This is a genomic window from Streptococcus oralis subsp. dentisani, assembly GCF_002860905.1.
GTDB classification, from domain to species: domain Bacteria; phylum Bacillota; class Bacilli; order Lactobacillales; family Streptococcaceae; genus Streptococcus; species Streptococcus oralis_BA.
The window spans coordinates 43434-56723 of sequence record NZ_PKIG01000009.1 but is presented as its reverse complement, the minus strand read 5'-3'; the positions used below and the strand labels follow the sequence as shown (position 1 = coordinate 56723).

Here is a 13290-nt window from a genome sequence, read left to right as displayed (position 1 = left end):
GTTTGAATAGATATTCAATTTTGAGTAGGTATTACTCAGAGTTAAGTGACGATAGCCTAGGAGATACACCTGTACCCATGCCGAACACAGAAGTTAAGCCCTAGAACGCCGGAAGTAGTTGGGGGTTGCCCCCTGTGAGATATGGAAGTCGCTTAGCTCTAGGGAGTTTAGCTCAGCTGGGAGAGCATCTGCCTTACAAGCAGAGGGTCAGCGGTTCGATCCCGTTAACTCCCATTTAAGCGGGTGTAGTTTAGTGGTAAAACTACAGCCTTCCAAGCTGTTGTCGCGAGTTCGATTCTCGTCACCCGCTTTGAACTTTGTTCTTTGTACCAAGTTTTTAACTTGGGCGCGTAGCTCAGGTGGTTAGAGCGCACGCCTGATAAGCGTGAGGTCGGTGGTTCGAGTCCACTCGTGCCCATAGTGTTTAGTCCATTACTAGAGAATTGAAACATTATCTTTTCACTAAGAGGACACGGGTTTGTTCCCGTATAAACTATTTTGGAGGATTACCCAAGTCCGGCTGAAGGGAACGGTCTTGAAAACCGTCAGGCGTGTAAAAGCGTGCGTGGGTTCGAATCCCACATCCTCCTTTTGTATTAACGCGGGATGGAGCAGCTCGGTAGCTCGTCGGGCTCATAACCCGAAGGTCGTAGGTTCAAATCCTGCTCCCGCAATAAGGCTCGGTAGCTCAGTTGGTAGAGCAATGGATTGAAGCTCCATGTGTCGGCGGTTCGATTCCGTCTCGCGCCATTTATATATTTTGGAAGGGTAGCGAAGAGGCTAAACGCGGCGGACTGTAAATCCGCTCCTTCGGGTTCGGGGGTTCGAATCCCTCCCCTTCCATTTTACGGGCATAGTTTAAAGGTAGAACTAAGGTCTCCAAAACCTTCAGTGTGGGTTCAATTCCTACTGCCCGTGTTAATAGAATTATGGCGGGTGTGGTGAAGTGGTTAACACACCAGATTGTGGCTCTGGCATGCGTGGGTTCGATCCCCATCACTCGCCTATTTTATATTATTGGGGTATAGCCAAGCGGTAAGGCAAGGGACTTTGACTCCCTCATGCGTTGGTTCGAATCCAGCTACCCCAGTTACTATTTGCCGGCGTGGCGGAATTGGCAGACGCGCTGGACTCAAAATCCAGTGTCCGCAAGGACGTGCCGGTTCGACCCCGGCCGCCGGTATAGTTGAAAAGACAAGGTTTCTAAGCCTTGTCTTTTTGTTATGTCATAATAAATTTCTTGAAATTGTTACTAATAATTACTAATTTCATATAAAAGCACATGATTAAAAGTTATAGAAAGTGATATTTTTGGGTAATTGTATCATAGCAAAGAACAGGTATTGTTTTGCTATTCGTTACCTCTCCATCAATAAAGTAATGACTTTTACTATCATAGTAAATCTTACCCAGGTATCTTCTATCTTTAGCTACTTCCGAAGAAGCAATATGGCCCGAAATAATAGCTTTATGAAATCTACCAGTGGTAATAGGAAATTTGTTTGTAAATATCTCTGAACTCGTTAGTTCTTTCCAAAACTTTCCTGCTTCTTCATCAATGCCAGCATGAACAAAAATTTGGGTATCAGTTTCATAATAGCGTTTATCCCTATATCGTTTTTTAAACCAGTTTATACATGGATTAAATTTGATATTATTTTTAATTTCATTTCTAACACCTGTTTCAAAGTTGTTAGCATTCGATTTAAAAATATAGTTCAATTCCTCTGGAGAGAAGAAGCTTTTTATTGTTTCTGGAAATGCAGAAGAAGTAGGCTTTTCTAAAATCAACCAATCATAAAACCATTCTTCATGATTTCCTAATAGAGTGATAATTTGATTAGGATAAAGTTCCTCAAGTTCAATTATTTTGGAAATAACTTGAAAAGATTGAGAACCATTGTCAATGTAGTCTCCAAGTAAGATAAGTCGACTTTGTTTATCAGATAAATCTATTTTATTGATAGATTTAATAAACTCATTGTAGTGCCCATGTATATCAGATATTGCGTATATTTTAGCCATAGCGCCTCATCATTTCTTCATGTGAGAAAGTCTTTCTGCCACATTCAACCCATTTTTTATAAGCTTCATCAGCAACCTTAATATCATATATATCTTCAATTTTCTCTATAACAGCTTGTCTAATAAAGTCAGTCTTTGTTGTATTATTTTCTTCAACAATAGCATTTAATAAAGAATTTAACTCTTGACTAAGTTGAATAGAAATTTGTGTAGTAACAACATTATTCATATAACAGCCACCTAATAGTTATTTTAGATACATTATACTCCTAGTCTAAAAGTTTCTCAATAAAAAATTTCACTTTTTATAGTTATTTATTTTAATAAAATTGTAGTATCTGCAAGGATGTGCCAGTTCGAGACCGACCGCCAGTATAGTAATAAAGACAAAGTTTATAAGCCTTGTCTTTTGTTTTATCTTTATAAAATTTTATAGTTTAGTTACTAACTTTTTTTCTTTGCTCTTAAAAATCTAATAGCAGAACTGTATTTCTTATTTCTCTCTAAGTCTTTTTCAGTAATTAATGGTAGTCTTGTTAAATCTGAATTATGCCGTAAATCCGCTAACTTTACAACTCTAGCGAGTTCATTTTTCTTTACTAGATTGAGATAAGATTGATAATCTTGTCCTTTTTTCTTTGTGAGTATATCGACGGCTTCTATAATATTTTTTGAAAAACCTTCCTTTTTTAGGTCTAGTAGGGTTAGTGAAGTATCTTCAATTACATCATGTAGATAGGCGACAGCTTTCTCTTCATCAGTTGCGACAAAACTAGCTACTGTTTCAGGGTGTTTAATGTAGTCAATTCCTGCTCTATCAATTTGTCCAAAGTGTGCTTTTTTAGCTACTTCATGTGCTTTTATTGCTTGTGATGTATCCATGATTTAATTATGAACTTTCCATTTATAAAACTCAATTACTTTATAGTAATTCATCTAGTTTATCAGCTAAATCCTTTTGCTTACTTGGGTACAAGTGAGAGTAGGTATCAATTGTTGTTGTTATAGAAGCATGTCCTAGTCGCTCTTTTACAACTAGATAATCTTCCCCTTGGTTAATCAGCAGGGAAGCGTGTGAGTGCCTAAAATCGTGTATGCGTATCTTTTTTAGTGTGCTATCACGTTCAAGTATTTTCTTATATTGTTTTTCAACTGCATTTTTTGTAATTGTAATAGGTGAGCTTTGAAATACTTGTAGGCTTATGCTATCACTAGTAAATTGTTCTAATAGGTGTTTTTGTTTCTGTTGCCATTGTTGTAGTTCATGGCTCAATTTCTTATTAATGATAATTCTTCTTGTTCCAGCTTTAGTCTTTGTTGTGCTAACATGACTTATTCCTTTGTTTACATAAACTGATTTTGTAATGTGAATTGTATTGCTTGTAAAATCAATGTCTTGCCATGTTAGTGCTAATGCTTCCCCAAGTCGTAGTCCTGTAAAGAATAGAACAGTAAAGAGTAACTTGATATTATATTCTTCAGTTTTAAACAAGGTTAAAAAATGTTGAAATTCTTTGACTGTCCAAAACTGCATTTTTGTTTTTTCGATTGGCAACTTTTTTATCAAATTTGCTGGATTGGAGGTGTAATAGCCTTTTCGCAAACCAACATCAAAAATCTTTTTGAGTAAAATCATGATTTTGTTGATAGTGTTTGTGCTTAACGGTTTATCAGAATTTTTAGCTACTTTTTGCCTAAGATGTTCTCTAAATTGGTAGATGTCTTCATAGGTTAGTTTTCCGACATTATCTACCATAGAAAAATAATCTTTGATGTGTTTGTTGTAATTATTATCTTGTGTATTGATATAGCTTGCTTTTCGATGATTTATACTATCTTCTTCCTTTAGTAGTTCATATAGTATGGGGATAGTTATTTTAGCCCCATAGAAGCGTTCTTTTAACTCTACACTTCGTAAGTAGTGTTCTGCTTCAATAGCTTCTTTTTTCGTCTTATAGCCCTTTCTGACAATTCTACGTTGCTTTAGTGTTATTGGGTCAAAACCGTTGCTAATATCAACTATCCAATTACCGTCTTTACCTTTTCTAATTGCCATATTTTACTCCTTGAGGGTACTGTTTTGAACATCAAAACCGAGTAATTCGCTTACAATAGTAGCAGGTATAGTACCAATTCGTTTATTCTGATAGACTGTAAAGCCTCGTGTTATCAGTAGCTCTTTCCCTTGGCGGATAATACGTTTAGATGTTCCCTCAGAGAAACCAAGGGCAACTAGGTCATTTTTAGTAACAGTTGCTATCATGTAACTTACTCCTTTATTCATCTAGTTTTATTTTCTTATACTTTACATGATTATCGAAATACTGACCGTCTTTATAGACTTTACTAATGTATTCCGTTTCATATAGTACGACTGAACTATCATAATTAAAATCTTCATAAGTATAAAATCTATCTTCATCAGGCTTTTTTAAGTTGCGTGATGAAAAATAGGCTTGCTTTCCGAAGTTTTCCAACAATTCTTGTCCAATCCCTTTTTCAAAATACTTTGTGACATATCGACCGCGATTTTCTTTGCTGTCTACATCAACTTTATTTATCCGTACTGCTCCATGTCCCCAAAGTTCCAAGAGTTGACGGTGTGGTACATAAGGAACGCTGAAAAGCAGAATATGAGCATGCCATGCTCCACGTTTTTGCCTCTCTAATACTGCTATATATTTTAATTTACTTTTCTTGGTATTAAAAATGTGATAATTAAAGCGTTTAATAAAAGTTTTGAGTAAGTTTTTGAAGTGGTTTCTGTCGCTAATATTTTCTTTAGTGGTCAGGGTCAGAAATGAAGTATTGTCATCATAATTACAATCGACTAATCGGAGTAAGTTCCACTTTGCTTCTAAGCGAGTTTTTTTCATACGCTCCAGACGTTGTTCTTGTTCTTCAGGTGTAAGTTCATCAAATGTTCTACGTTGTGATTTTTCTTTGCTTTTAGTATCAGTATCTAAAATGGATTTTCCTTTTGAAAATATTGGCTTTTCATATTCCCAAATTTCAATATAGGAAGAAGTGCGGACTATTTTTTTATTATATGAGGTCATAAAAAATAGTTCCTTTTAGGTTGGCTTTCGCCAAAAGATTGTCTATATAATAAATAAACTAGGAGGAGCAAAGCTCCTCCCTACTTCTATCATGTGATCCTAAGCACCGCTCCGCTAAACACACTTCAGCTTGCCGACTGCTTGTCGGCAGTTTTGCTTAGGTACATGATGAGAAGTAGCTATTAAATTCATAATCGTGGTAATTGTTTTAATATTTTGTCTGTTGCCCAGTCTGTTGAAATGACCTCAAAATGTCCTTGGTCATAAACGAGCAAATCTCCGTTACCAATAAATTGATATTTATTATCTTTGTCAATATATAATGAAAAAGTATCTATACCAATAACATTTTTAGAAATATCAATAGATTCTTTAGGGGTATGTCCAACAATTTGTTTAGGAAAGTCTTGGTTGGGAAGCAGTTCTAATTCTCTAAAATGTGCCCATAAAGGAGACCCCCCAAGAGCTTTCCCACCACGCATTGGTCCTATTGTATAAGCTAGAATATCTAATTCTTCTTCATGCTCTTTGGTATAGAGGTTAAAATGCCATTCTTTTGGGTCAAATATCAGATTGAAACCAGCATGGCTAACTAAATAATCATCTAGTTGATAAGCTACTTGTAAATTCAAATCTTGTAATAATTGTTGAATTGAGAAAAAGACCTCTAGATTCTGAATTGAGAAAGGAGCTTGTTCTCCCAGTAAATAATAAGCATCATGATTACCTATAAGATTAATTACATCTATTCCGTTTTGCTCTTTATCTATTTTCCAAGAGTATAAAAAAGTGAGGTCTTTGGCATAAAGTTGGATATTGTTAGTTTGACCATGTAAATCAACGTAATCACCAAGAAAAATGATTCTCTTAATATTATGTGTTTGGATGATTTTGTCAACAATGGGTAAAATCAGTTGAGATTTTAAGTGTAAATCACCAATTAATAACGTCTTCATATATATTCCCCTCTTTATTTTTGATATTAGTCTAAGAATCGAATTAAGTTATAGCACATTGTTTCGGTGATAGATAAATAGAATTAATTATTCTTAAGATGTTATTTAATAATTTCCATGAATATCAGACATAGAGTAATATATAGCCATAATATCCTCTAATTGTCTATCGAGCATTTAAGGCATAGATATAAGCTACATAGCAAGCAAAATCCCCAATACGTTTTCTGTCATCGTTAAATTTTTCAAACCAAGCAACATCATTGCCCTGTTCACTTGCTAAACTTTTTAAAATCTTTAGTTGATAAATAACTTTATTGTGAGTAATAGTTCTAGATTCATCGCTGGTAAGTTTCTCTTCTCTTGAGAGTGTGAGCCATTTACCACGTGCAGAGGCATACTCTACGCATAGAAGAACAAATGTTGTCCATTCTTCTTGAAATTCTTTATCAAGTTGATTGGAGGAATTAAGGAGACTAGAATAGATTTGTTCTGCTTCAGAAAATGAAACAATCCCCTTTTCATTCTTAAAATCATCGTAGTTAAAAGTTTGCATTGTAAAACTCCTTTATATATCATCTAATCTTAGCTATTTTGTTACAGGTAAAACATCAGAACAAGCGAACCACAAATTTCCATTGAATTGCCCTACGTTTAAATCTTTAAGACTAACAGGACAAGTTTTATTATTCGTCATCTCTTGAACAGAAGCAGTAGGGGATAATGTATTTACTTTGACTTGTATCATCTCCATAAAAAAATCTGAGTTTTCGTCTTGAATTGACACGTTAAGTCTTAAAGCTACGGGCTTATTAGTCTCTCTGTCTAATACTTCTGTATAGCCTTTTACTGCTAGAAATTTGTTGCCAAGCACCTCTGGCTTTAAAAAATCATTCAACCTCATGTGTACCTCTTTTCTATCATCGCAGAGCGATGAGGAACAGATATTTTTGCTGAAAATCTATTGAATTTAAGCAAAAATATCTATTGAAATTATTTTAACTTTGTTATATATAATTGTAGTTCTTTTATAAAATCGAATTGTGTTGTATCAAGATAAGGACTTTCCCAATATTGAGCCGTTTCTTTTCCTGAACCTTGCATGTAAAGATAGCCAGCCCCTTTTACCTCAATTGGCTTTAATTTATCAGGGGTAGCAGAACCAAAGACCATTCGATAACCCTCGCTAGAATTTGCACCAAGAGCAATTCTCAAGCCTAGGTTATCTCTAAGGTCGGTATTTAAGGTTTCGGCTCTCATTTGTTGAGCTGAAATTAGGATAAATACCCCAGCTTGTCGCCCAAGTAGAATGATTTGCTTGATACCGTCCATAACTTCAACTATAACTTCTTTTGATTTTTTATCCGTTCCTGAAGCTTGAAATGCTCCCATTTCATCTAATATCAAGCATATCGGCTTAAAGCCGTGCTCTGAAAAATTTGAACCATACTGGAAGTTATCACGCATGACTTGATATCGTTCCTGCATTTCCTCAACTACGATTCTCACAATGCGAGCTATATTATTTGGGGTGGTTGCTACGTATTTATTTCCAAAGTAATGAGACAAGCTACCTAGGTCAGAGTTCTTAGGGTCAGCTATATAAACTGTTGATTGACGTTTTAGAAATTCTAAAATCAAAACAGATATAAGCACTGATTTCCCACTTCCAGTTCCTCCTGATACTAAAATATGTGGGCATTTGACAGGGTTATAATTTACACCATATCCTAAATCTATATCAAGGCTGTCTATATCTTGTCTTTGGTTGTGAGATTGTAAAACTAATCTATCAGGTTTCTTATAATAAAAATGGTATTCTACATAGCTAGGCCGGATAATCTTTTCCTCAAGCTCTAGTTCAAGCGCGCCACAAAGTAAATCATCGAGTGATTGAAGTTTTTTGCTAAATTCGTCACCTGTTATAAGAGCTTTGATAAGAATATGGCTGTTTTGCCTATCTAAGTCATATTCTAAGATTGCACTTCTAATAACTTTTTCTTGTCCAGTACTATCTTTATATGTAGTATAAAGTCTATTTGTGTGGAGTACATAAAGTAAGCTCTCACGTATAATAAGGTAATGCTCTAAGTTATATCGAAAAATTTTTATTTTCAGATGAATTTTATAGATAATAAATCCACCTAAAAATATGAAGAGAATTTGAACAAAAGTTGGAGCCCTAATATTAACAATAGTAGAAAATAGAATGCAGGCAGAGATACTTAGTATCAGCCAGTGCATTATTTTTAGCTTATAACAGGAAATTATATTGTTTCTTGTTAAATCAGCACTTTGTCTTAATTTAAACATATTAGTTAGATACCTTTTATTTTATCTAAAAGCTCTTTTAAAAGTTCGTAAAACCCTAAGAGCTTGATTTTTGCGAAATAATAGATAGAAATAAATAATGGAATACATCCAAGAACAAGGGCGGAAACTGAAAAGAAATGCCCTTGAGGAAGAATAAAAATTGCTATGCCAGCTAATATCAGAAATCCTAAAAGAAATATATATGCTTTTAAATTATCACTCATTTTGCATTACCTCCTCTAATAAACAAGTACTATAAAGAGATAGAGGCTGATAGAATAGCATGGTCTGGAAAGCCGACTCGGCTATTATAATCAGCATTTTTTAAGAATTCCCAAGAATAATTTTCATTTGATATAGGGATGTTTGCAAAAATATGGTCTAATTTACAATATTTCCAAGAGGTTTCCTCAGAGGGAGTATGTACGGTTAGGCCTGCTTTATTCATTTCAGACTTAAGCAATGGATAAGAGTAAAATTCCCTAGCTTTGCCCTGATAGGAATGAATATCGTCATTCTGTTTGAAATAGCCATTATTAAAGTCACCTAGAACAATTGTATTTTCATGTATTGCGGGTAAATTTGAGATTAGTTTGTCTAGTTGCGATTTTCGATGTTTGAAATCTTGAAAAATGTTTTCTCCACCGACCTTGATACGAACTCCAATAATGTTTAATTCTTGTCCTTTAATTGTCACTCTAACGTGTAAAAAGTTTGGATTATTATCATCATTATCGATAGTAATGACTTGGCAATCATTAACTAAATCATTCTTTATTGCAATAAGGATTTGATTTCCAAAATCAATAGTACGCACATCTTCAAAAATTTTGTATCCCATATCCTGTAATTTAGTACAGAATAAACTATGATTATCTGCTCTTACATATTCTGTCAAGCAGATGATTTCTGAATTTTGTTTAGCTAATTCATGTACAATCATTTCAGGAATTTGTTTTCCTTGTCCTGAACGTTGATTGATGTTCCAAGTGGATACTTTCATTGTGGATGCTGTCATTTTTTTCATATATAAATAAACCTTTCTATTCTATTAGTAAATCAGCAAGAGGAGAAGAACTCCTCCTGCTAGTCGTTCAAGCCGTCAAAGATTTCTCCTTGTTCGTCTTCATCATCATAATAGCTTTCCAATTCTTCATAGAAGTAATCTAAAGCTTCTTGTTCCAATTCGTCCATACTAGCCCCCTTCTTTTACATAGTATATTTGTGGGATATTCCTCTATATTTGATATTATACTACCGTTAAATAAAAAAGTCAACAACAAAAATGCAATATTTGAAAAAAATCTCTCCATATGATAAAATTTAATGTATAGCAATGGTCGATAATGTTAGGAGAAACAATGGAAACTAGAAATGAAAAATTTAGAAGATTATCAGAAGCTAGAATGACTAAGGTTTTTTCAATTTTAAATATATTGAGAAATCAAAGTGACAAATCGAAATACACTTTTTCAAAATCAGACATTGAGGAGCTATTTGGAGCGTTAGAACAAAAAGGTGAGGAAATAAAAGAGTTTTTCACTAGCCCTATTACGATAAAAACAGTCAATCTAAAAAAGTCTTTTCATTATTCTATGGTTGATACAAGTAACGATAAGGAAGTAGCTTTTAAGAAATTATCAACTGCAAGGGTAGAAAAAATTTTTTCACTAATGAATTTACTTGCAAATCTTAGTAATAAATCGAATTATAATTATAGTGATTGGGAAGTGGAAGAATTGTTTTCAGCTTATGATGAAGAAGTAAGAAAATGCAAAGTATTTTTCGAAGAAAAGAGAACAGTATTTAAATATAGTGAATAAGTCATGAATACTAAAATGTTACTAAAAATAAAAAAACTATCGTTTTTGTGATAGAGGTAACTTTTTGAAAAGGCTATTTGACTGGCTTTATATACTTATGAAACGTTAAGAGTCCAACTCAAAATCCAGTGTCCGCAAGGACGTGCCGGTTCGACCCCGGCCGCCGGTATAGTATAGAGCTAGGAACGTTGTTATTCTTCGTTCCTTTTTGTGTTATTTTTGGTATAATAATAGTTATTCAAATTTTATTTAGATTATGAAAGTGTAGGGAAGTATGTCTCGTTCTATCGATTTATTAAAACATCGGTATTTGAAAAATATTAAAGAAAATCCTGGATTGTTTGTCGGGATTGAACTGGAATATCCTGTTGCAAATTTAGAAGGGGATGCTACAAATGTTGAAGTTATAAAAGATTTATTTCATTATTTACTTTCCGCTCTGGGTTTCACTGTAGAAAAGGTAGATGATTTTGGCAATCCTATCCAGTTAGTGGATCGGATAAGTCAGGATGCTATTTTATTTGAAGTTTCCTATACAACGATTGAGTTTGCATTTGGTAAGGCCGAAACAATTCAGGAGGTCGAAAATCGTTTTAATAATTATATGGATGTAATTCAGAGAAAATTAGGCGAATCAAATCATGCTATTGTTGGCTGTGGAATTCATCCTAACTGGGATAAAAATGAGAATTGTCCAGTGGCATATCCACGCTATCAGATGTTGATGGATTATTTGAATTTGAGTAGAAATGTTACTAAATCAGATTTACATCATTTCCCTGAATATGGGGCTTTTATCTGTGGGAGTCAGGTTCAGCTGGATATTTCAAAATCCAACTACTTACGGGTGATTAATGCTTTTACTCAAATTGAAGCGGCTAAGGCTTACTTATTTGCAAACTCTGAGTTTACAGGTGCGGATTGGGATACAAAAATCTCAAGAGATATTTTCTGGGAAGAATCTATGCATGGTATCTATCCAGAGAATGTTGGTGTCAATGCTAGCCTCTTTAAAGATGAGGATGATTTTTTTGACTATCTAGATCATTCTGCAATTTTTACTGCGGAACGTGATGGACAAACCTATTATTTTTATCCGATTCAGGCTAGGGACTATTTGGCTATGCCTGAAATCCAAGCATTTGATCTTAATGGGGAAGAGGTTCTTATTTACCCTCAAGAGAAAGACTTTGAAACTCATCGTAGTTACCAGTACCAAGACTTAACGACTCGAGGAACAGTTGAGTTTCGTAGTGTGTGTACTCAGCCTCTAGATAAAACCTTCGCTTCTGCTGCCTTTCACTTGGGATTATTAGTTAATTTAGATAAGTTAGAAGCTTACTTAGAAACAGAACCTTTCTTTAAAGAATTTGGTCGTGATTACAAGTTTTTAAGACGACAATTTTCTAAGAAAAAGCTTACAGATGAGGAGAAAACTTCGATTATAGATTTTTCAAAAGACTTACTTCTGTTAGCTGAGGAAGGACTGAAGATGAGAAATAAGCAAGAAATGAGCTATTTAGAGCCTTTGAAAGAAGAATTGAGCCTATAATTTCTCTTATAAAGGGAGAATTTTCTGAAAAATCATGATATAATGGAAGAGACTATAGATAAAGGATAGAGAGTAATGACATTAGTTTATCAATCAACGCGTGATGCCAACAATACAGTAACTGCCAGTCAAGCAATTTTGCAAGGTTTGGCGACGGATGGTGGTTTGTTTACACCAGTTACTTATCCAAAGGTAGATTTGGACTTTGACAAATTGAAAGATGCTTCTTATCAGGAAGTTGCTAAGTTAGTTTTGTCAGCATTTTTAGATGACTTTACAGCTGAAGAGTTGGACTACTGTATCAACAATGCCTACGATAGTAAATTTGATACTCCATCTATTGCGCCTTTGGTGAAATTAGACGGGCAATACAACCTGGAACTCTTCCATGGTTCTACGATTGCCTTTAAGGATATGGCCTTGTCTATCTTGCCATACTTTATGACAACAGCTGCTAAGAAGCATGGTTTGGAGAACAAGATTGTCATCTTAACAGCGACATCTGGTGATACTGGGAAAGCTGCTATGGCAGGGTTTGCGGATGTTCCTGGCACTGAGATTATCGTCTTTTATCCGAAGGATGGTGTCAGCAAGGTACAAGAGTTGCAAATGACCACTCAGACTGGCGACAATACTCATGTTATCGCCATTGATGGTAACTTTGACGATGCTCAGACTAATGTGAAACATATGTTCAACGATGTGGCTCTTCGTGAGAAGTTGGCAGCCAACAAGTTGCAATTTTCATCGGCTAACTCTATGAATATTGGCCGTTTGGTGCCACAAATTGTCTACTATGTTTATGCCTACGCTCAGCTTGTTAAGACTGGTGAGATTGTGGCTGGTGAAAAGGTCAACTTTACCGTACCAACAGGAAACTTTGGAAATATCTTGGCTGCCTTTTATGCTAAGCAAATTGGTTTGCCAGTTGGTAAATTGATCTGTGCTTCAAATGACAACAATGTTTTGACAGACTTCTTCAAGACACGTGTTTACGACAAGAAACGTGAGTTTAAAGTAACAACTAGTCCATCTATGGATATCTTGGTATCTTCAAACTTGGAGCGTTTGATTTTCCATCTTTTGGGGAATGATGCAGTTAAGACAGCTGAACTCATGAATGCCTTGAATACACAAGGACAATATGAGTTGACAGACTTTGATGCAGAGATTTTGGACCTCTTTGCAGCTGAATATGCGACTGAGGAAGAAACAGCGGCAGAAATTAAGCGTGTTTATGAGTCAGATTCTTATATCGAGGATCCGCATACAGCGGTTGCCTCAGCAGTTTATAAGAAATACCAAGAGGCTACTGGCGATGCGACTAAGACAGTGATTGCATCAACAGCGAGTCCATACAAGTTCCCAGTGGTTGCCGTAGAAGCTGTGACAGGGAAAGTAGGTTTGACTGACTTTGAAGCCTTGACTCAATTACATGAAATCTCAGGAGTGGCTGTGCCACCTGCAGTTGATGGACTTGAGACAGCTCCTGTTCGTCATAAGACGACAGTGGCAGCCACTGACATGCAAGCAGCGGTTGAGGATTATCTAGGAATTTAAGA

At 35.1% G+C, this 13290-nt stretch carries 15 protein-coding genes, 11 tRNA genes and 1 rRNA gene; 15 read left to right on the top strand and 12 right to left on the bottom strand.

What is annotated here, in order from left to right; all coding sequences use genetic code 11:
• The first annotated feature begins 41 nt into the window (after positions 1-41).
• From rrf to CYK16_RS10015, 12 genes are all read left to right on the top strand, one after another.
• Positions 42-157 (top strand): 5S ribosomal RNA (rrf, locus tag CYK16_RS10070).
• 4 nt (positions 158-161) lie between these two features.
• Positions 162-234: transfer RNA gene (locus tag CYK16_RS10065), tRNA-Val, on the top strand.
• A 5-nt stretch (positions 235-239) separates the two neighbouring features.
• Positions 240-310 (top strand) — tRNA-Gly (locus tag CYK16_RS10060).
• A 34-nt stretch (positions 311-344) separates the two neighbouring features.
• Positions 345-418 (top strand) — tRNA-Ile (locus CYK16_RS10055).
• 82 nt (positions 419-500) lie between these two features.
• A tRNA-Ser gene (locus CYK16_RS10050) sits at positions 501-590 on the top strand.
• 10 nt (positions 591-600) lie between these two features.
• Positions 601-674, top strand: a tRNA-Met gene (locus CYK16_RS10045).
• A gap of 3 nt (positions 675-677) precedes the next feature.
• Positions 678-750 (top strand) — tRNA-Phe (locus CYK16_RS10040).
• A 12-nt stretch (positions 751-762) separates the two neighbouring features.
• Positions 763-843 (top strand) — tRNA-Tyr (locus tag CYK16_RS10035).
• 4 nt (positions 844-847) lie between these two features.
• Positions 848-918: transfer RNA gene (locus CYK16_RS10030), tRNA-Trp, on the top strand.
• Between the two features lie 14 nt (positions 919-932).
• Positions 933-1005 (top strand) — tRNA-His (locus CYK16_RS10025).
• Positions 1006-1018: 13 nt separating this feature from the next.
• A tRNA-Gln gene (locus tag CYK16_RS10020) sits at positions 1019-1090 on the top strand.
• 9 nt (positions 1091-1099) lie between these two features.
• Positions 1100-1183: transfer RNA gene (locus CYK16_RS10015), tRNA-Leu, on the top strand.
• Between the two features lie 110 nt (positions 1184-1293).
• On the opposite strand, the gene CYK16_RS10010 is transcribed toward CYK16_RS10015, so the two are convergent.
• The 12 genes from CYK16_RS10010 to CYK16_RS09955 form a co-directional block, all read right to left on the bottom strand.
• A complete protein-coding gene (locus CYK16_RS10010; RefSeq protein WP_001074366.1) occupies positions 1294-2025 on the bottom strand; it encodes a metallophosphoesterase in 732 nt (243 codons plus the stop codon).
• Positions 2018-2254, bottom strand: a complete 237-nt coding sequence (relB, locus tag CYK16_RS10005) for a type II toxin-antitoxin system RelB family antitoxin (RefSeq protein WP_001067142.1) — start codon at positions 2252-2254, stop codon at positions 2018-2020. The genes CYK16_RS10010 and relB overlap by 8 nt, the downstream gene beginning before the upstream one ends.
• 215 nt (positions 2255-2469) lie before the next feature.
• Entirely contained in the window at positions 2470-2907 is a 438-nt protein-coding gene (locus CYK16_RS10000; protein WP_000381519.1) for an HD domain-containing protein, read from the bottom strand.
• 40 nt (positions 2908-2947) lie between these two features.
• Positions 2948-4081, bottom strand: coding sequence for a site-specific integrase (locus CYK16_RS09995; RefSeq protein ID WP_101776971.1), 1134 nt, complete (start codon positions 4079-4081; stop codon positions 2948-2950).
• Positions 4082-4084: 3 nt separating this feature from the next.
• Positions 4085-4288, bottom strand: coding sequence for a DUF3173 domain-containing protein (locus CYK16_RS09990; protein ID WP_000562210.1), 204 nt, complete (start codon positions 4286-4288; stop codon positions 4085-4087).
• A 13-nt stretch (positions 4289-4301) separates the two neighbouring features.
• A complete protein-coding gene (locus CYK16_RS09985; protein WP_101776970.1) occupies positions 4302-5084 on the bottom strand; it encodes a rolling circle replication-associated protein in 783 nt (260 codons plus the stop codon).
• A 188-nt stretch (positions 5085-5272) separates the two neighbouring features.
• Positions 5273-6040, bottom strand: coding sequence for a metallophosphoesterase (locus CYK16_RS09980; RefSeq protein WP_101776969.1), 768 nt, complete (start codon positions 6038-6040; stop codon positions 5273-5275).
• Positions 6041-6206: 166 nt separating this feature from the next.
• Positions 6207-6596 carry a hypothetical protein gene (locus tag CYK16_RS09975; protein WP_101776968.1) on the bottom strand — a complete coding sequence of 130 codons (390 nt, stop codon included), beginning with the start codon at positions 6594-6596 and terminating at the stop codon, positions 6207-6209.
• A 33-nt stretch (positions 6597-6629) separates the two neighbouring features.
• Positions 6630-6944 (bottom strand): hypothetical protein, encoded by a 315-nt coding sequence (locus tag CYK16_RS09970; protein WP_101776967.1) that lies wholly within the window; start codon positions 6942-6944, stop codon positions 6630-6632.
• Positions 6945-7033: 89 nt separating this feature from the next.
• Positions 7034-8353, bottom strand: a complete 1320-nt coding sequence (locus CYK16_RS09965) for an FtsK/SpoIIIE domain-containing protein (RefSeq protein ID WP_101776966.1) — start codon at positions 8351-8353, stop codon at positions 7034-7036.
• 5 nt (positions 8354-8358) lie between these two features.
• A complete protein-coding gene (locus tag CYK16_RS09960; protein ID WP_001282606.1) occupies positions 8359-8577 on the bottom strand; it encodes a hypothetical protein in 219 nt (72 codons plus the stop codon).
• 29 nt (positions 8578-8606) lie between these two features.
• On the bottom strand, positions 8607-9380 hold the full coding sequence (locus CYK16_RS09955; RefSeq protein ID WP_101776965.1) for an endonuclease/exonuclease/phosphatase family protein: 774 nt from the start codon (positions 9378-9380) through the stop codon (positions 8607-8609).
• A gap of 334 nt (positions 9381-9714) precedes the next feature.
• Here CYK16_RS09955 and CYK16_RS09950 point away from each other — a divergent pair, with 334 nt between their 5' ends.
• The 3 genes from CYK16_RS09950 to thrC all read left to right on the top strand — a co-directional run bounded on the left by CYK16_RS09950 (position 9715) and on the right by thrC (position 13288).
• Positions 9715-10176, top strand: coding sequence for a hypothetical protein (locus CYK16_RS09950; protein ID WP_024477817.1), 462 nt, complete (start codon positions 9715-9717; stop codon positions 10174-10176).
• Between the two features lie 274 nt (positions 10177-10450).
• Entirely contained in the window at positions 10451-11728 is a 1278-nt protein-coding gene (locus tag CYK16_RS09945) for a hypothetical protein (protein ID WP_060806157.1), read from the top strand.
• A 75-nt stretch (positions 11729-11803) separates the two neighbouring features.
• Positions 11804-13288 carry a threonine synthase gene (gene thrC / locus CYK16_RS09940; RefSeq protein ID WP_060806158.1) on the top strand — a complete coding sequence of 495 codons (1485 nt, stop codon included), beginning with the start codon at positions 11804-11806 and terminating at the stop codon, positions 13286-13288.
• The last annotated feature ends 2 nt before the right edge of the window (positions 13289-13290 follow it).